The organism is Kribbella sp. NPDC056951 (assembly GCF_042674205.1).
GTDB lineage: Bacteria > Actinomycetota > Actinomycetes > Propionibacteriales > Kribbellaceae > Kribbella > Kribbella yunnanensis.
In genome coordinates, this window is the sequence record NZ_JBHUQZ010000002.1 from 243,526 (window position 1) to 261,590 (window position 18,065).

Sequence of the window (18,065 nt, forward strand, 5' to 3'; positions counted from 1 at the left end):
AGGGGATCTGACTGTGTCGAACCGACGTGGCGAGAGCCTCACCGGATGGGCGTTCGCGGCACCGTTCGCCGTACTGTTCGCGCTGTTCCTCGTGGTGCCCGCGATCTACGGGCTCTACCTCAGCTTCACCGGCGAGACGCTGACCGGATCGGGTGGCGACCTGCTCGGGTTCGCGAACTACGCCGAAGCGCTGACCGATCCCGACATGTGGCGGTCGCTCGGCAACACCTTGTGGTTCACGGTCTTGAGCACGGTTCCGCTGGTCGTGTTGTCGCTGGCGTTCGCGTTGCTGGTGAACCTCGGGCTGCCGGGGCGCTGGCTCTGGCGGTTGTCGTTCTTCCTGCCGTACCTGCTCGCCTCGACAGTCGTGGTGATGTTCTGGTCCTGGATGTACAACCCGAAGCTGGGCCTGATCAACGGCGTGCTGGCGGAATTCGGGATTGCGCCGGTGGCCTGGTTGCAGGATCCGAAAGTTGCGATGATCTCGGTCGTGGTCACCACGTTGTGGTGGACGATCGGCTTCAACTTCCTGCTGTACCTGGCGGCATTGCAGAACATTCCGGAGCAGCAGTTCGAGGCGGCCGCGATCGACGGCGCCGGCAAATGGCGGCAGCTGTTCTCGATCGTGATCCCGCAGCTCGCACCGACGACGGGCCTGATCCTGACATTGCAGATTCTCGCGTCGCTGAAGGTCTTCGACCAGATCTACATGCTGACCAACGGCGGTCCGGCCGGATCGACCCGTTCGGTCGTGCAGTACATCTACGAGTCCGGCTTCACCGGCTACCGCTTCGGCTACTCGTCGGCCATCTCGTACCTGTTCTTCGCCATCATCGTGCTGGTGTCGCTGGCGCAGTACAAACTGATCAACCGCAGGAGCGCCGTATGAGCACGTATACCTTGTCCCGCGGAATCAAGCAGGGCTACCGCCCGGGGGAGAATCCGTGGAGCATCTCGCGGATGGTTGCCCTGCTGGTGCTGGCGTTCCTGGCCGCGACCTGGCTGGTGCCGTTCGCCTGGGCGGTCCTGACGTCGCTGAAGAGTGAGGCGGACGCCGGCGCCTCGTCGATCAGCCTGAGTCCGCCGGACGGGTTGGGTTTCGATGCCTACCGCAAGGTGCTGGAGGCCGGCAACATCCCGGCCTGGGCGTGGAACAGTCTGCTGACCTCGGTCGCGATCACGCTGATCACGGTCGCGACCTCAGCGCTGGCCGGCTATGCGTTCTCGCGGATCTCGTTCCGCGGCAGGCGCTGGCTGTACGCCGCGATCATTGCGGCGATCATCATTCCGCCGCAGTTGCTGATCATCCCGTTGTTCCGCCAGATGCTCACGTTCAATCTCGTCGACACCTACTGGGGCATCATCCTGCCGCAGGCGTTCGCGCCGGCGATGGTGCTGATCCTCAAGCGCTTCTTCGACCAGATCCCGATCGAGCTGGAGGACGCGGCTCGGGTGGACGGCGCGAACCGGTTGCGGGTGTTCTGGTCGATCGTGCTGCCGTTGTCCCGGCCGATCCTGGCCGCGGTCGCGATCTTCGTGTTCATCGGTGCTTGGAACAACTTCCTCTGGCCGTTCATCGTGACCACCGACGCGGACCTGATGACGTTGCCGGTCGGGTTGCAGACGGTGAAAAGTGCGTACGGCCTGCAGTATGCACAGAACATGGCCTCGGCAATTCTCGCCGCGCTACCGCTGGTAGTGGTGTTCCTGTTCTTCCAGCGCCAGATCATCAAGGGCATCGCGACCACCGGATTCGGCGGCCAGTAAAGGGTTGCGAAGGTTTGCATGACAGAACAACGTCCGTACGGAAACTGGACAACAGTTCCGGAACCCGGGATTCCTGAACTCATCCCTTGAAAACCTCGTCACTCTCAGCAAGGCTTCACGGATCACTTCCGCGTCGTTTCCGGGTGCGGACAGGACGGGGGAGTGTGCGGCTGCATGGAAACACGGGCCGCGCCAACTGTCACTCGGGGGTTGTAACGACAAGAAGGGGGAAGCGTGTCAGCGATGACAAGGCTCGCCGAGCAGTGCCGTGATGTGAGGAGTCACGGCAACGGAGGACTCGGACGGGCTTCGATCCAACCAGCGGTCTGCACCGGCATCCACGAGGTGAACTCGTCGATCCCGTCGGTCCGGCCGCGACGCGTGGCGGTGCTCAGACTGAGCAACGGTATGACCACCACGCTGCGGCTCGGCGAAGGCGCCACGGCGCCGGAGCGAGGCGCCACTGTGTTCGTCCGGGGAGGCCGGGGGATGGGCGATTCGCCTGCCTCAGGTGGGGTCATCCTCGCGTCGGCCGCACCGCACTGAACACACACAAGGTCCAGATCACTGGGCTGAATCAGTGACTCGCCGGTCTCAGGTCCCAACGCCGAGCTGAGGCCGGCAAGTCCCTGCCGAGGCCCAGAGGCCTGGCCTGTAAGGGTTTCTGACCGCTCACTCGGGGATCGGAGCGGTCAGCGCACGGATCTCGATGGGGGAGAAGCGCGCCTCCGGAAGTTTCGCCGCCAGTTCGGTCGCGCGCTCCAGCGAGCACTCGACGAGGTAGTAGCCGGCCAGCACTTCCTTGGCCTCGGTGAACGGCCCGTCCGTCACCGCCGGTACGCCGTCCTGCAGCTGCACGACCCGTGCGCCGGCGGTCGTCAGTCCGTCCGAGGCGACGAACTCCCCGGCCGCCCGCATCTCGGCCAGGAGAGCGCGATGAGCGCCGTACACCGCATCCATTCCCTCGGCGCGCATCGCTTCCCAGGTTTCGGTGTTCCCGTAGATCAGCAGCATGTACTTCATGCCACCAAGCTACTGAGTCACCAGGTCGCGCCGGCCGGGGCCCGGGTGACGGCGTTCAGGCGATTGAACAGGTTGGTGAGGCTGATCATCAACAGGATCGCGGCCAGCTGCGTCTCGTCGTAGTGCTCGGAGACAGCTGCCCACGTCGCGTCGGACACCGGGTCGGGCCGGTCCGCGATCCGGGTCGCTTCCTCGGCGAGTGCGAGTGCGGCGCGCTCGGCATCGGTGAACAGGTCGGACTCGCGCCACGCGACGACCTGGTGCAGGCGCTCATCGGTTTCACCGTTCTTCAGCGCCGACTTGATACCGCCGTACACGCAGGCGGAGCAGCCGTTGATCTGGCTCGCCCGCAGGTGGACGAGCTCCAGGACCGGACCCGGCGCCCCGCCTTGGTGGACGGCCTTGAAGATGTTCTGGATGCCCTTCATGGCGTCCGGCAGCAGAGCGGTCGGGTTGGTCAGACGAGCAGTCATGGTGGTAACTCCTGGTTCCGTTGGGGTGTCTTCACTCCCTCGACGGATCCCGGCGCCAGGATGTGACAGCGGTCTGCAGATCTTTTCGGACGCGATCCTCGACCGATACGGTCACGTCCGAATACTGAGCCGTCAGGCAGACCGGTCCGGAATATTCCGCCCGCACCAGCGCCGCGTGGACGGCCGACCAGTCGGACAGTCCTTCGTCGGCCTGCCCGAACTGCGTCTTCCCGTTGTCGAGATATTTCGCGTTCTTGAGATTCACGATCCCGAGCCGGTCAACCCCGAGCTCGATCGTGATCGCCGGATCGTCACCGGCGAGCGCATCATGCGCTGCGTCCCAGACCAGCCGGAATCGCTCCGGAAGCCCGTCCAGCAACTGCATGACACCAAGGGTCGATGACACGAACCTCCCGTGATGCGGCTGGACGCCGACCTGGACGTCATACCGCTCAGCCAGTACGACGGAAGTTTCGAGCTGCGCGCGATTCCGCCGTACCGAGGCCGCGTAACCGTCGTCGCCGAGCGGCGCCATGATCCGGATCATCGGGACCCCGGCCGCCGCGCAGGCGGCGAAGACCGGCTCGGTGAGATCCGAGGCCACGCTGATCGGGTCGATGCCCTCGTCGCGCAGTTGCTTGGTGAACGTCGGCAGCTCGGCCTCCGCGGTCGCCGTCGTCACGTACGCCGTGTCCCGGACCGGGACCTCCGCGCCGGCGAACCCGAGACCGGCGATCAGTCGGCCGAGTTCGTCGCCGGGCAGCCCGGCCCAGGGCTTGGTGAAGACGGACCAGAGATACGTCATACTCAGCGGCCTCCCAGCCCACTCATGGTGATACCTCGGACGAACCATCGCTGTGTCAGGAAGAACAGCACGATCAGCGGCACGGTGGTGACGGTGGCGGCCATCAGCAGCAGGTTCCACTGCGTGCCGTTGGTGTCCTGGAACACCTGCAGCCCGACCGACGCCGTACGGGTCGCGTCGCTGTTGGAGATCACCAGCGGCCAGAGCAGGTTGTTCCACTGACCGATGAACTTGAAGACGGCCAGCGTCGCTATCGCCGGGACCGCGAGTGGCACGATCACGCGGACGAACGCCTGCCAGCGGTTCGCACCGTCCAGCCGGGCGGCCTCCTCGTGGTCGCGGGGGATGCCGAGGAAGAACTGACGCAGCAGGAACACGCCGATCGCGGTGAACGCGTGCGGCAGGATCATCCCCGGCCAGGTGTCGATCCCGTGCAACTTCGCGACAAGCACGAACTGCGGGATCAGTGTCACCTGGGACGGAATCATCAGCGTGGCAAGGTAGATCCCGAACAACCAGCTGCGGCCGGGGAAGTTGAGCCGGGCGAACGCGTACGCCGCCAGCGCGGCCGTCAGGGTCTCCAGCAAGGTGGTGCCGGCGGCGAAGTAGATGGTGTTGAGCAGGTACTTGCCGAGCGGGACGAGATCGAACGCGCGGGTCAGATTCTCGGGGTGCCAGGTGCTCGGCCAGAACGACGGTTTCGCCGCCATCGACTCGGCGTCGGACTGGAAGGCCACGAGGCCCATCATCACGACTGGAACCAGTGTGATCGCGGTGACGATGAAGCAGGTGAAGATGATCAGCTTCTTCTGGATCTGACTAGTTGTCATAGTGCACCAGCTTTCGCTGCATGGTGAACTGGGCCGCGGTGATCAGCACGATGAACGCGAACAACACCAGCGACTGCGCGGCGGCGTACCCCTGGTCGTAGTTCTCGAAGCCGGTGCGGTAGATGTACATGACCAGCGTGGTGGTGCGGGTGCCGGGACCGCCGTTCGTCATGATGAGCGCCTGGTCGAACACCTGGAACGAACCGATGATCGACGTCACGATCACGAAGAACAGCGCCGGTGACAGCATCGGCAGCGTGATGTTGCGGAAGCTTTGCCAGGCCGACGTCCCGTCCACCCGGGCGGCCTCGTAGAGCTGTTGCGGGATCGCTTGCAACCCGGCGAGGAAGACGACCATGCCGAAGCCGAAGCTCTTCCACACGCTCATCACGATCAGCGCCGGCATCGCCCACGTGTCCGAGATCAGCCATTGCGGTCCGTTGATACCGAACCATCCGAGCACGGCGTTCACCAGGCCGTCGTGCGGGATGTAGAGCCAGATCCAGACGAACGCGACCGCCACCGTGATCGTTGCGTACGGCAACAGCAGCAGCGAGCGGAAGACCGCGACCCGCTTCAGACCCTGATGGAGCAGCAGCGCGAGGGCCAGACTGACCAGGATGGTCAGGGGGACACTGAGCAGTGTGAAGTACGCCGTATTGCCGAGCGCGGACCAGAATGTCGGATCGGGACCGAGCCGGGCGAAGTTGCGCAGGCCGGCCCAGGTCGGTGCGCTGAACAGGTTCCAGTCGAGCAGCGAGATGACGCCGGCCGCGACCACGGGTCCGGCGGTGAAGATCAGGAAGCCGATCAGACTGGGCAGGATGAACAGCCAGGCAGTGAGCGACTCACGGTTGCGCCAGCGCGGGGTCGGCTTCGAACCGGTGGTGCTCGTCGTGGGCGGTGCGGCCGTGGATGGTGCGGTGTCGACGGCCATGGTTCACCCCTTCCTGGCGGTGGCTTGGCGGATGGTGTCCTGGTGCTGACGCATCAGAATGTCCAGGCGAGGAGTGAGGCCGGCGATCGCGTCGCTGACCGGGACTTGACCGAGGAAGGTCCGCGGCAGGTCCTGGCCGAGCAACTGCTTGACCTGGTTCCAGTTGGTGGTGACGTCGAACGCGTGCCCGCCGGCGAGCTTGCCGGCCAGGATCTCCTGGACGATGCCGAGGTTGTCCGGTGGCGCCTGGAACGCACTGCCGGCGCTGCGCCGGGCCGGATTGTTGCGCCCGGCCTTCGCGTAGATGTCGAGGGCGCCGGTGCTGGTGAGGGTCTTGAGCAGCTTCCACGCGAGGTCGAGTTCGGCTCCCTCGCGCACCCCCGATGGAATCGCGAAGCTGGATCCTGACACCCGCGGCGTACTGCCGGCGGCTCCGGCCGGGAACGGGATCACGTCCCAGTCGAACTTCGCCTTCCGGACGTTGACGACCTGCCACGGGCCGTTCTGCATGAAGGCGACGTTGCCCTGGATGAAGTTGGACAGCGAACTCTCGGTGACCAGGTTCTTGATCGGCGGCGTGACCTTGTCCTTCACGAACAGGTCGATGACGAACTGGATCGCCTCCATCGCCTCCGGCTCGTCGAGGATGCTGCGGTCGGCCGCGTCGTTCATCACGTTGCCGCCGGCGCAGTAGATCCAGGACACGAGGTCGTCGATCGCCGGGGCGCAGGTGAAGCCGTACTGCTCGCCCGGCTTCGTGAGCTCCCTGGCCAGTTCCCTGAACGTTGCCCACGGCATCGGCTCGGTGCGGGACGGCAGCGGGATGCCTTGCTTCTGCAGCAGCGTCTTGTTGTAGTACATGACGGTCGGGGCGACGTCGAAACCGATCCCGTACGTCTTCCCGTTGAACGTCGAGATCCGGCGGCTGGTCGGGTAGAAGTCGTCGAGATCGAAGTCCGGGTCGGCCGCGATCAGGTCGTCGAGTGGCCGGTGCGCACCACGGGCCGCGTACGTCGGGATCAGGGTGCCGTTGATCGCGGTGACGAGACTCGCGGTCCCGCTGACGAGTTGCAGGTCGAGCTTGGTCGGGTAGCCGCTGGACGGGGTGAGGGTCGGGACCGACTTCACGCCGAGCTGTTGCTCGACGTACTGGCTGAAGTCCTCCCAGACCTTCTTCTCCGCGGCGCTGCTCGACCACATCGCCCAGGTCGCAGTGCCGGCCGGTGGACCGGTGGAGCAACCGGTGACGGCCGCCCCCAGGCCGGCCAGTCCGGTGAGTTCGAGAAAGCTGCGGCGGGACAGCTTGGCTGGCATGGCTCTCCTCGATGCTTCTGACTAGTGGAAGGCGAGGTCGATCGACTCGGCGCGGATGCGCTCCTCGTCGACCTGAACGCCCAGGCCTGGGGCGGTGGGGACCGTTGCGACGGCCTTGGTGATGGTGAGTCCCTCGACATAGAGGTCGGAGAGGAGCTCCGGCCCGTTGAGCTCGGCGGGCAAGGCGAGCTCGAGCTGGCTGAACACGTGGAGCGCTGCGGAGAACGCGATCCCGCAGTCAGTGAGCCCGCTCGCGAGAACCTCGAGACCGCCGGAGAGCGCTGTCTGGGCGGTCTTGAGCGCGTTCCGCAGGCCGCCTGCCTTGCAGACCTTGACCACGACCAGGTCGGCCGCCTCCAGGCGGATCGCCCGGGCGAGGTCCTGCGCGGAGAAGCTGCCCTCGTCGATCGCGACCGGGAGATCGATGAGACTGCGCAGCCGGGCCATCGCGAGCGTGTCCGTGCTCGGAACTGGTTGCTCGACGCAATGGATTGTGTGTACGTCGCGGGTGCGGTCGAGCAGCTGCTTGAGCGCGCTCGGCCGGTAGGACTGGTTCGCGTCGAGCCACAGTGGTTTGCCGCCGGCGACCTCGGCGACCGTCCGAATCGCTGCGGCATCAGCGTCCAGATCGCCACCGATCTTCACCTTGTACGCCGCGTAGTCCGATGACTGGATCGCATGATCGCGAACCGTGTCCTGGTCGCCGACCCCGATCGCGGAACACAGGGGGATCTCGTCGTGCACCTTGCCGCCGAGGAGCGCGTGCACCGGGATCCCGGCGAGCTTGCCGGCTGCGTCGTGCATCGCGACATCGACGGCGGCGCGGGCGAACGGGAAGCCGTTCGAGACCGCTGGGCTCAGTCGCTTGGCGGCGCGCTGGTGGAAGAGCTCGACGTCGAACGGCGTGAGGTCGAGCAGGATCGGCGTCAGATGCCTGCGGATGATGACGGCCATCGTCTCGGCGGTCTCGTAGCTCCAGCTGGGGAGCGCTCTCTGCTCTCCCCAGCCGACCACGCCGTCCTCGGTCGTCAGCTTGACGAAGACGACCGCGGCGGCTTGATCCGGCCGGGTGTCCGGTGCGCCGACAGCGCCGCTCCCGAGGACGAACTTCCGCGCGAACGGCACGGCGACCGCAAAGACCTCGACCTGTCTGATCTTCGACATGACAGTCCTCTCAGGCCCTCAGGCCGCGATCGACCAGACGGCCGGGTCGACGAAGCTCGGTCCGCGCGTGCCGTGGTCGAGCCACTGAACGGCGTCGCCGAGCACGTAGCCGGCGAGAGCGAGGTGCCCCTCGGCGGTGTCGCCTGCGATGTGTGGGGTGAGCAGGAGGTTCGCGTTCTGGAGAACGCTCTCTCCGAAGCTCGGCGGCTCGGGGTCGTAGACGTCCAGAGCGGCGTACAGGCGGCCGTCCAGAACGTGGTCCAGCAGAGCCTGCTGGTCGATCGCGGGTCCGCGCGAGGAGTTGACCACGACCGCGCCGTCGGGGATCCGGCCGATCAGCTCGCGGGTGATCATGCCCTTGGTCTCCGGAACGTTCGGGACGTGAACGCTCAAGAAAGCGCTCTCTACCGTTTCTCCGAGATCGGCCGTTCGCACGCCGAGCTCGGTCGCACGCTCGGCTTTCAGGTAAGGGTCGTAGACGACAACGTCGCAGCCGAACGGCTTGAGCAACGTGATGAGTGCTCGCGCGGTACTGCTCGCACCGATGATCCCGACCTTCGCCCCGGCCAGCTCATGACCGCGGAACCCGGTCTGCTTCCAGCCGCCGGCCCGGATCGCGCCGTCGAACCGGGGGAGCCTGCGCGCCTGGGTGAGCATCGCGGCGAGGCAGTACTCGCCGACCGACCACGCGATCCGCGGTCCCGCCGAGAACACGGCGACCCCTTGGTCGAGGATCGCGGGGTCGATCAGGTTCTTGACCGTGCCGGCTGCGTGCGCGACCGCCTTCGGTCCGGTTCCGCCGGACCACAGTTCCTTGCTGAGTGTCGGCGTACCCCAGCTTGTCAGGAGTACGTCGGCACCCGCGGCCAGTTCGGGAACCGCGGCCGGATCGAGGGCGGCCGGCTTGGCCGGGTCATCCGGGCCGGCCAGGTGCTGCTCGGTGGCCCAGACCACCTCGAACCGCTCGTCGAGCAGGCGCCGGGTCGCGGCGTCCACCACATCGCCGGCTCGCGCCGGTGACATCAGCGCGGCGAGTCTCAGGCCAGAGTCCGGCACAGATTCAGGCACAGGGTCAGCTCCTCAGCTTGGTCGGTAGCTCGACGGTAGGCGCTTTCCGTTATGCAGGTCCAAGCCCGATTTCGCATGAACCGATACCGTGCCGGTATGGATCTCTCGCTCCAGCAGTTGCGTGGCTTCGTCGCCGTCGCGGAGGAACTCCACTACGGCCGCGCCGCCCAGCGCCTCAACCTGACCCAGCCGCCGCTGACCCGGCAGATCCAGGGATTAGAGCGCTCTCTCGGGGTCCGGCTCTTCGATCGGACCGGCAGGGGAGTGCGGCTGACCGCCGCCGGCGACGCGTTTCTCGACCACGCCCGGCGTGTTCTCGCGTTGCTCGAGGTCGCTCCGGAGGCTGCCCGTCGAGCGGCGGACGGTCACACCGGAACGCTGCGAATCGCGTTCACCGCGATCGGCGCGTACGCCGTACTGGCGGACTTCCTGACCACCGTCGGCAAGCACGCGCCGGCCGTGACCGCGGAACTCACCGAGCTGGTTAGTCCGGATCAGTTCGAGGCGCTGGCGAAGTTGGAGATCGACATCGGGCTGGTGCGTCCGCCGATCCCGGATCAGTTCGCGTCGGTGCTCGTGCACTCCGAAGACCTGGTGCTCGCCGTACCGGCTGATCATCCGCTGGCGGTCGGGGACTCGGCGGTGACGCTGGCCGATGTCACCGAGGAATACATCGGGTACAGCCCCGAGGGATCGCAGTACCTGCATGACATCTGCGCGGCGATGATCGGCATGGATCGGTACGCCGTGAGTCAGTTGGCCTCGCAGGTTCCGACGATGCTCGCGCTGGTGCGGGCCGGTTTGGGGTGTGCGCTGATCCCGCGGTCGATCATGGCGATGCGGGTCGAGGGTGTCAGCTACCGTGAGCTGGACGCGTCGGATGCGCATTCGGTGACGTTGCACGCTTGCTGGAGTCCCGACAATCCGAACCCAGCTCTGCAACGGCTGACGGCAAGCTTGACTTCGAGTGCGCTCTAGCTCGTAGGCTCGAGCCATGACTGGACAGCACGCGATCGGCTCGGGATTCGGGCACGACAGCACCGCGGACGACGTACTCGCCGGCATCGACCTGACCGGCAAGCTGGCGGTCGTCACCGGTGGATACTCCGGCCTCGGCCTGGAGACGACCCGCGCCCTGGCAAAGGCCGGCGCGCACGTGGTCGTCCCGGCCCGCCGCCCAGACGCAGCCAAGGAAGCGCTCTCTGAGATCTCTGGAGTCGAGATCGACGAGCTGGATCTCGGTGACCTCGACAGCGTCCGTGCCTTCGCCGACCGGTTCCTCGCCTCGGGTCGCAGCATCGACCTGATGATCGACAACGCCGCGATCATGGCCTCGCCGGAGACCCGGATCGGTCCCGGCTGGGAAGCCCAGTTCGCGACCAACCACCTCGGGCACTTCGCGCTGGTGAACCGCCTCTGGCCGGCGATTGCCGCCGACGGCGGTGCGCGGGTGGTCTCGGTGTCGTCGACCGGTCACCGGCGTTCGGACATCCGGTGGGACGACCTGAACTTCGACCAGGGCTACGACAAGTGGGAGGCGTACGGCCAGGCCAAGACCGCCAACGTCCTGTTCGCCGTACAGCTGGATGCCCTGGGCAAGGATTCCGGGGTGCGCGCGTTCGCACTGCACCCGGGCGGCATCCTGACCCCGCTGCAGCGGCATCTGCAGCACGAGGAGATGGTTGGCTACGGCTGGATCGATGCCGACGGCAACCCAGCGCATCCGGCATTCAAGTCCCCCGAGCAGGGCGCCGCGACCACGGTCTGGGCGGCGACCTCGCCGAAGCTCGAGGGTCTGGGCGGGTTGTTCTGCGAGGACTGCGAGATCGCCGAGGTCTCCACCGACGACACCCCGGGGGTCCGTCCGTACGCCGTCGACCCGGCGTCGGCCGCGCGGTTGTGGACGCTCTCGGCGGAGCTGACCGGAGAGAACGCGTTCCGGTAGGGTCGGTTGAAGGGGTGCTGTGACTGTCGCTTCTGTTCCGTCCGCCAACCTCGGCGCGATCATCAGCAGGCTGCGCGCGGCCGGCTGCGTCTTCGCCGAGGACGAGGCCGCGCTCATCGCCGAGACCGCGCGCGACGCGGCCGAGCTCGAGGTGCTGACTGAGCGCCGGGTCGGCGGGGAGCCGCTGGAATACGTTCTCGGCTGGGCGTCGTTCCGCGGGCTGCGGATCGCTGTCGACCCCGGCGTGTTCATCCCACGCCGCCGTACCGAGTTCCTGGTCGCGGAGGCCCTGCGAGTGACCGCGCCCGGCGCAGTCGTCGTCGACCTCTGCTGCGGCTCGGGCGCGCTGGGCGCGGCCGTCGCCGCTGAGCAGCAGGTCTCACTCCACGCCGCCGATATCGAGCCGGCCTCAGTGCGCTGCGCGGCCCGCAACCTCACGCCAGCTGGGGGAGCCGTCTACCAAGGCGACCTGTACGACGCGCTGCCCGCCGAGCTCCGCGGGCAAATCGACGTACTGCTCGCGAACGTGCCGTACGTACCGACCGAGGAGATCCGGCTGTTGCCGGCGGAAGCGCGGCTGTACGAACCGCACGTCACGCTCGACGGCGGCCCGGACGGGCTCAGTCTGCTGCGGCGGGTGGTCGCACATGCGCATGAGTGGCTGTCACCCCGCGGGCATGTCTTCGTCGAGGTGAGTGAGCGCCAAGCGCCGTTGGCTTGTGGCGTGTTCGTCGAGCACGGTCTGGCCGCCGAGGTCACGGTCGACGAGGAGCTCGGCGCGAACGTTGTCCACGGCACCTATCTCGGCTAGGGCACGCGTCGAGCACCTTGTGAGCGTGGTTGCACTCTCATGCGTTGACAGATACCTTGTATCGCAAGGTAGTTGACGAGGGAGACGAGAAATGAGCGCTGACCGGCTGGTCGAGGCGTACCTGAAGGAGCTGGCCACGGCCGCCGAGGCGTTGCCGGCGGAGCGCCGTACCGAGCTCATCGCCGACATGACGACGCATATCGCGGAGGCGCGCGCCGAGGGGGCGACCTCGGACGACGAGGTGCGCGCTGTGTTGGAACGACTCGGTGAACCCTCCGAAATCGTCGCCGCGTCGACCGACGGCTTGGTCCAGGTCGAGGTGCCGCCGCGCCTTCGTCCCCGGGACTTCGGCGCGGTGGCGCTGCTGCTCATCGGGCCGTTCGTCCTGGTGATCGGCTGGCTGGCCGGCGTCTGGCTGCTGTGGACCTCCGACCGCTGGACCCGCGGCGAGAAGGTGATCGCCACCCTGGGCTGGCCGCTCGGGTACGGCGCCGCGATTGGCATCGAGATGACCGTGGCCTTCCCGCTCATGCTGACGCTCGCGATCGCGACCGTGATCACCATCGCGCCTGTCGTCCTGCTGCTCAAGAACGGCCGCGCCGGGCGCTCCGCCACCCGGACCCCGCTCGCCGGTGCCACACCAGCAACCTCCTAGTTGCCCAGAGGGGCAAAACCTGTTCCTGGGTTCTGAGGTGAGCCGGAATGATGGGTGCGCTATGGGTAAACACATCGCGTTCCTGACCATCCCGGCTGCCGGGCACCTCAATCCGACCCTGCCGCTGGTCGCCGAGCTGGTCCGGCGAGGCCACCGCGTCAGCTATGCGACCGGGCCGACGTACCGGAGTGCGGTCGAGGCTGCCGGCGCGACGATGGTGGAGCTCGATTGGGTGCCGCGGCCGGTGAAGCTGTCGCCGGGCGGGCAGTCGACGGCTGACCTCGGCGCGATGCTGACCGGGTACGTCCGCGCCGCACGTCCGTTGATGCCGGTGCTCGAACAATGGCTGCGCGACGATCGGCCGGACCTGTTCTGCTACGACATGATGACGTTCATCGGCTCGATGCTGGCCGACAAACTTGGGTTGCCGGAGGCAACGACGGTCGCGAACTTCGCCACCAACGAGCACTTCGATCTGACTCCGTCACTGATCCCCGCGGACTTCGATCCAGGGCATCCGGCATTCCAGGAGTTCCTGGCCGAGCGCGCGGCGTTCGCTCGGGAGTTCGGCGTACCGGTGGAGAAGGTGGCGGCGGCGGGAGCGGTTGCTCCGCTCAATCTGGTGTTCATTCCGCGCGAGTTCCAGATCGCGGGGGAGACGTTCGACGAGCGGTTCCATTTCGTCGGGCCTGCTATCGGTGCGAGGGTGCCGACGGCGGACTGGGAACCGCCGGGCTCGCCGCTGCTCTTCATCTCCCTCGGTACGGCGGTCAACGACCGCCCCGACTTCTTCGCAGCCTGCACCGAAGCCTTCGCCGGAACCGACTGGCACGTCGCAATGGCCATCGGCGACCAGGTCGACCTCGCCTCACTCGGTCAGCTCCCACCGAGCTTCGACGTCCGCCCATACTTCCCGCAACCCGAGGTTCTCGCCCACGCCGACGTCTTCCTCACCCACGCCGGGATGAACTCGGTCATGGAGTCCCTGCTCAACCAGGTGCCAATGGCCACCTACCCCCAAACCCCAGAGCAGCAAGCGAATGCGCGCCGGGTAACCGAACTAGACCTAGGCCAGCAACTCCCCGACCTCACCCCCACTTCACTCCGCTCCACAGTCGACGCCATCGCCGCCGCCCCAGCCATCCGCAAGTCCCTGTCCGACATGCACGCCCACCTCAAGACAGCCGGCGGCCCGGTCCAAGCCGCCAATGCCATCGAGGCACAGCTAGCCCTCTGATCTGGCACCCCACCGACATCCGCACCATCACCCCGGCGCAGGTCCGCTGCGCGCGACCGAAGCCACCGTGGTGAGTGCGACAAGTGTGCTGCCGACTGTGACCTCCGGGCCGCTGGCAATCGGTTGCCGGCGACACGGTCCGCACAGTCGGCGATGGGCGGCCGCCCACCACTCCTCCGCCTGGTCACCTCCGGTGGGGCGGAGACCGGCGACTGAAGCCACCGTGTGCGGCGGGTGTCAGGCGGGCGAGTTGCGGGTCTAGATGCGGCGTTGGGTGTGGAGGAGGTAGTCGCGGCGGTTGAGGGGGTTGTGGTCGGTGCGGGCGCGGTGGGGTGGGGTGCCGACGACGGGGTGGTAGTGGGAGAAGGTGGATTCGAGGACGCCTTCGCCTCGGGTGAGGCCGGGGAGTTGCTGCTCGAGTTGGTAGACGGCGGCTGCGGGGATCGCACCTTCGAGGATTGAGGTGCCGGCGGCGAGGGCCGGTACTTGGGGGATTGCTCGGAGACGGGCGAGGGTAGCCAGCACTGCACTCGTGGAGTCGGTGGGGACCTCCAACTGGAAGCGGTGCATCGGCTCGTGGACCGACGTGCCGGCTTGTTGTAGTGCGGTCATCAGGACCAGGGGAGTGAGATTGCGGAAGTCCCCGGCTGTGCTGGACATGCTCTTGTCGAAGACGGCGTGGGAGTGACTCTGCCGAGCCGAGTATCCGGAGTGCGTCAGGAACACTCGCGCGTCCGGGATTTGCCAGCCGTGCAGACCTTGAGAGAGCGTTTCCCGCACGGTCTCCTCGACGGCCTTCATGAACGCGTACGGCATCGACCCGAGTTCGACCTCCAGTTCGAAGGTCACGCCGGCATCTACCGGCGCGGGCTCGATCCGCAGTCCGATCGTCGCGAGGAACGGGTTGTCGTCCTTCTTCTTGATCTCGAACGCCGAACCGGTACCGCTGACGCGCTCGACGCAGATCGTGGTGGTCTCGTGGAACCCGACCTCGATGCCGAACTCGGCTGCGAGTGTGGTCTGGATGACCTCCTTCTGGACCTCGCCGTAGAGCGAGACCGAGGTCTCCTGACGCAGGTCGTCCTGTCGCACGTTGATCAGCGGATCCTGCTCGGCGAGCTGAGAGAGCGCTTCCCGAAGCTTTCCCTGATCGCCGAGCCGCTTCGGCGAGACCACGGTCTCCAGCGTCGGCGGTGCGAAGAATCCACCGGCGTCGGCGCGGGCAGACGGCTCGTCGGTATGGGCGCGGGCAGGAGGTCCACCGGCGTCGGTGTCGGCGGGTGGCTCGTCGGTGTAGAGCTGGTCGCCGATCCGTACGTCGGGCAGTCCCCAGACCCGGGCGATCTGACCGGCCACGACCTCACCGGCGATGACTGCCTCGCCCTCTTCGAAGACGCGCAAACTGGTGACCTTCGCCTGGCTGGTGCCATACCGGACGCGGTCGCGGATTCGCAGTACGCCCGAGAACATCCGGACGTAGGCGATCTTTTCGCCGGCGGTACCGCGCTCGACCTTGAAGATCTTGCCGTGGAGCGCTCTCCCGGCTGTTCTTGCGGTCGGCAACAGTTCGCGGATGCCGTCGGTGAGTGCGTCCGCGCCGGTTCCGGTGATCGCGGATCCGAAGAACACCGGATGCACGAGTGCTTGTCCGGTCTGCTGGATGAGTGCGCGCCGGAGCGAGTCCGGAGAGAGCGCTTTCTCGTTCTCCACGAATGTTCTCAGGAGGGCGTCGTCGTTCTCGGTCAGTACCTCGAGCAGGGCACCTTGCGGATCGGCGGCCGTGAATGACGCGGTGCGGGTACCGAGGCCGGTGACCGATCCCATCGGTACGACGGACGGCGACAGCTTGTCGGTGATCGCTTTCAGCACGCCGTCGTACTGGGCGCCAGAGCGGTCGATCTTGTTGACGAAAATCAGGGTGGGGATGCGGAGTCGCTGCAGGGTGCGCATCAGCACACGTGTTTGCGCCTGCACGCCTTCGACGGCGGAGACCACCAGTACCGCACCGTCGAGCACACTCAACGCACGCTCGACCTCGGCGATGAAGTCCGGGTGACCGGGGGTGTCGATCAGGTTGACCGTCACCGGATCGACGTCGCCGATCGTGAACGACACGACCGCCGACTTGATCGTGATCCCACGCTGACGCTCCAGCGCGAGCGAGTCGGTCTGGGTACTGCCGTCGTCGACGCTGCCGACCTCGTCGATGACTCCGGCGGCGTGCAGCAGCCGCTCGGTCAGGCTGGTCTTACCGGCGTCGACGTGCGCCAGGATGCCAAGATTCAGTACTTTCACGCGACCTCATGTCCTCAGAGCGGATGTCCTTTCCTTCCACGACAGACATGAAGCGAGCTCGCACAATGCACTCCTTGACTAGGGTTCTCGAACCTCCCGAGTACACCAACGACAGCGAAGATCGTCCAAACGTTTTAGCCCACGGCTAAAGGAGCGCCTATGCAGACAGCTGAAGCCGGCACGTACGCCGCCGCCGTCCTCGGACCGATCGAGTCCGTCGAACCCCGTGCAGGGTTTCGTCGGCAACCAGACCTTCCGCATCCACGCCACGTCCGGTGCGACCGCCTATCTGAAGACCGGTACCGCGATCGCCGCCGAGGCACACGCCATCCAGCAGGCGGAGGCGGTCGGCATACCAGTCCCCGAGATCCTCGCAACCAGCCTCGGCCAACCCCAGTACCTGATCCTGGCCGAGGTCTCAGGCGAGCCGTCCGACGATCCGAAGGTGCTGATCCAAGCCGTCCACGCACTCCGCACCCTGCACGAAATCCACTACCCCGAGGCGGACGCGGGTGGTGATGCCGGTGCTGACTGGGCCGGCCGGCTGAGCTTGCTGATCGACGACCTCGACAAGCTGAAGGGCGTCGTCCCCGACGAACTCGCCGGCCGCCTCCGCGCGACGATGCCACAGTTCATTGCCGAAGTGGCCGCCGTACCGGCGTCGCTGTTGCATGGCGATCTGCATGCGCGGCACCTGTATGCCGTCGATGGCAAGCTCACCGCGATCCTCGATTGGGGAGACGCCTGCTACGGCGATCCGCTCTACGATCTCGCCCGGCTCACGATGACAGCCAACCCGGCAACCGTTGTCGCGACCTACGGTGGGATGCAGAACGAGAACCTGCAGAGAACGCTCTCTTGTTACCGGGTCTTGTGGTCGCTTGCTGCACTGCACGCGGAGCATGCTGCTGGTGGGGACTGGTTTGAACCGCATGTACGGCGGATCGCGGCGGAGCTCAGTTGATCAGGGTGCCGATGTGTTTGCCGTTGCTGATGGATGCGGCGGCCGCGGGGCGGTCGATGTCGAACACGTGGAGGGGCAGGCGGTGGTCGCGGGCCAGGATGAACGCGGACTGGTCCATCACGCCGAGACCGCGTTCGATGACCTCTTCGTAGCTGAGGTGGTCGAAGCGGGTCGCGTCGGCGTTGGTGTTCGGGTCGGCGTCGTACACGCCGTCGGCGCCGTTCTTGGCGACCAGGAGGGCATCGGCCTCGAGTTCGACGGCGCGTTGCACGGCCGGGTAGTCGGTCGTGGTGAACGGCTGGCCGTTGCCTCCGGCAAGGACTACGATCGAGCCTTTCTCCAGGTGCCGTAGTGCACGCATCCGGATGTACGGTTCGGCGATGTTGTTGATCGGCACCGCCGTCATCAGCCGGACGCCGTGCGTGCCGAGCGCGGACAGTCGGCCGCGGAGCAGGACCGCGTTGATGACGGTACCGAGCATGCCGATGTTGTCGGCCTCGACGCGATCGATACCCCAGTCCTCGGCCCGGTTGCCGCGGAACACGTTGCCGCCGCCGACGATCACCGCGACCTGTACGCCGGTGGCGCGCAGCGCGATCACCTCGTTCGCCAGATGGGTGAGCCGGTCACTGTCGAACCCGAACTCGTCACCTCCGGCGATCGCCTGGCCGGACAATTTGAGCACGAGCCGTCGGTACATGCTGCTCCGTTCAGAAGGCGGTGCTGCAGATGTACCACACCAGGACGGATATTGTCGGCGGATGGTTCTAGCCTGCT

The 18,065-nt window shown here is 66.5% G+C and carries 19 protein-coding genes; 9 read left to right on the plus strand and 10 right to left on the minus strand.

Annotation, left to right across the window (positions count from 1 at the left end; genetic code table 11):
• Positions 1-13: 13 nt before the first annotated feature.
• From ACFTSF_RS08660 to ACFTSF_RS08670, 3 genes are all read left to right on the plus strand, one after another.
• The gene (locus ACFTSF_RS08660) at positions 14-889 is read left to right on the plus strand and encodes a sugar ABC transporter permease (protein ID WP_344147364.1); all 876 of its coding nucleotides are present in this window, start codon (positions 14-16) and stop codon (positions 887-889) included.
• Positions 886-1,767 carry a carbohydrate ABC transporter permease gene (locus tag ACFTSF_RS08665; RefSeq protein ID WP_380153266.1) on the plus strand — a complete coding sequence of 294 codons (882 nt, stop codon included), beginning with the start codon at positions 886-888 and terminating at the stop codon, positions 1,765-1,767. Before ACFTSF_RS08660 ends, ACFTSF_RS08665 begins: the two co-directional genes overlap by 4 nt.
• Before the next feature lie 243 nt (positions 1,768-2,010).
• Positions 2,011-2,313, plus strand: a complete 303-nt coding sequence (locus ACFTSF_RS08670) for a hypothetical protein (RefSeq protein ID WP_344147370.1) — start codon at positions 2,011-2,013, stop codon at positions 2,311-2,313.
• Between the two features lie 126 nt (positions 2,314-2,439).
• Here the strand turns inward: ACFTSF_RS08670 and ACFTSF_RS08675 are convergent, their stop codons facing one another.
• The 8 genes from ACFTSF_RS08675 to ACFTSF_RS08710 are packed head-to-tail and all read right to left on the minus strand — an operon-like array spanning position 2,440 to position 9,381.
• Positions 2,440-2,790 (minus strand): YciI family protein, encoded by a 351-nt coding sequence (locus ACFTSF_RS08675; RefSeq protein ID WP_344147373.1) that lies wholly within the window; start codon positions 2,788-2,790, stop codon positions 2,440-2,442.
• Positions 2,791-2,807: 17 nt separating this feature from the next.
• Entirely contained in the window at positions 2,808-3,263 is a 456-nt protein-coding gene (locus tag ACFTSF_RS08680; RefSeq protein WP_380153267.1) for a carboxymuconolactone decarboxylase family protein, read from the minus strand.
• A 31-nt stretch (positions 3,264-3,294) separates the two neighbouring features.
• Positions 3,295-4,068 (minus strand): sugar phosphate isomerase/epimerase family protein, encoded by a 774-nt coding sequence (locus tag ACFTSF_RS08685; RefSeq protein WP_380153268.1) that lies wholly within the window; start codon positions 4,066-4,068, stop codon positions 3,295-3,297.
• Positions 4,069-4,070: 2 nt separating this feature from the next.
• A complete protein-coding gene (locus ACFTSF_RS08690; protein ID WP_380153269.1) occupies positions 4,071-4,898 on the minus strand; it encodes a carbohydrate ABC transporter permease in 828 nt (275 codons plus the stop codon).
• Positions 4,888-5,835, minus strand: a complete 948-nt coding sequence (locus tag ACFTSF_RS08695) for a carbohydrate ABC transporter permease (RefSeq protein ID WP_380153270.1) — start codon at positions 5,833-5,835, stop codon at positions 4,888-4,890. The genes ACFTSF_RS08690 and ACFTSF_RS08695 overlap by 11 nt, the downstream gene beginning before the upstream one ends.
• 3 nt (positions 5,836-5,838) lie before the next feature.
• Positions 5,839-7,149 carry an ABC transporter substrate-binding protein gene (locus tag ACFTSF_RS08700; RefSeq protein WP_380153271.1) on the minus strand — a complete coding sequence of 437 codons (1,311 nt, stop codon included), beginning with the start codon at positions 7,147-7,149 and terminating at the stop codon, positions 5,839-5,841.
• 21 nt (positions 7,150-7,170) lie between these two features.
• The gene (locus ACFTSF_RS08705; RefSeq protein WP_380153272.1) at positions 7,171-8,313 is read right to left on the minus strand and encodes a mandelate racemase/muconate lactonizing enzyme family protein; all 1,143 of its coding nucleotides are present in this window, start codon (positions 8,311-8,313) and stop codon (positions 7,171-7,173) included.
• An 18-nt stretch (positions 8,314-8,331) separates the two neighbouring features.
• A complete protein-coding gene (locus tag ACFTSF_RS08710) occupies positions 8,332-9,381 on the minus strand; it encodes a hydroxyacid dehydrogenase (protein ID WP_380153273.1) in 1,050 nt (349 codons plus the stop codon).
• A 96-nt stretch (positions 9,382-9,477) separates the two neighbouring features.
• Here ACFTSF_RS08710 and ACFTSF_RS08715 point away from each other — a divergent pair, with 96 nt between their 5' ends.
• The 5 genes from ACFTSF_RS08715 (at position 9,478) to ACFTSF_RS08735 (ending at position 14,029) form a co-directional block, all read left to right on the plus strand.
• Complete coding sequence (locus ACFTSF_RS08715) at positions 9,478-10,359, plus strand: LysR substrate-binding domain-containing protein (protein ID WP_344147395.1); 882 nt, start codon at positions 9,478-9,480, stop codon at positions 10,357-10,359.
• Positions 10,360-10,375: 16 nt separating this feature from the next.
• A complete protein-coding gene (locus tag ACFTSF_RS08720; protein ID WP_380153274.1) occupies positions 10,376-11,326 on the plus strand; it encodes an SDR family NAD(P)-dependent oxidoreductase in 951 nt (316 codons plus the stop codon).
• 19 nt (positions 11,327-11,345) lie between these two features.
• Positions 11,346-12,137, plus strand: a complete 792-nt coding sequence (locus ACFTSF_RS08725) for a putative protein N(5)-glutamine methyltransferase (RefSeq protein ID WP_380153275.1) — start codon at positions 11,346-11,348, stop codon at positions 12,135-12,137.
• A gap of 91 nt (positions 12,138-12,228) precedes the next feature.
• A complete protein-coding gene (locus ACFTSF_RS08730; protein ID WP_380153276.1) occupies positions 12,229-12,792 on the plus strand; it encodes an HAAS signaling domain-containing protein in 564 nt (187 codons plus the stop codon).
• 61 nt (positions 12,793-12,853) lie between these two features.
• Entirely contained in the window at positions 12,854-14,029 is a 1,176-nt protein-coding gene (locus ACFTSF_RS08735) for a macrolide family glycosyltransferase (RefSeq protein ID WP_380153277.1), read from the plus strand.
• Between the two features lie 258 nt (positions 14,030-14,287).
• Here ACFTSF_RS08735 and ACFTSF_RS08740 read toward each other — a convergent pair whose 3' ends face one another.
• Positions 14,288-16,324 carry a GTP-binding protein gene (locus tag ACFTSF_RS08740; RefSeq protein WP_380153278.1) on the minus strand — a complete coding sequence of 679 codons (2,037 nt, stop codon included), beginning with the start codon at positions 16,322-16,324 and terminating at the stop codon, positions 14,288-14,290.
• Positions 16,325-16,550: 226 nt separating this feature from the next.
• Between ACFTSF_RS08740 and ACFTSF_RS08745 the strand changes: the two genes are divergently transcribed.
• Entirely contained in the window at positions 16,551-17,288 is a 738-nt protein-coding gene (locus ACFTSF_RS08745) for a phosphotransferase family protein (RefSeq protein WP_380153279.1), read from the plus strand.
• Here ACFTSF_RS08745 and pyrH read toward each other — a convergent pair.
• Positions 17,281-17,988: a UMP kinase gene (gene pyrH, locus ACFTSF_RS08750; RefSeq protein ID WP_380153280.1), complete on the minus strand. Its 708-nt coding sequence runs from the start codon at positions 17,986-17,988 to the stop codon at positions 17,281-17,283. The genes ACFTSF_RS08745 and pyrH overlap by 8 nt on opposite strands.
• Positions 17,989-18,065 lie beyond the last annotated feature (77 nt).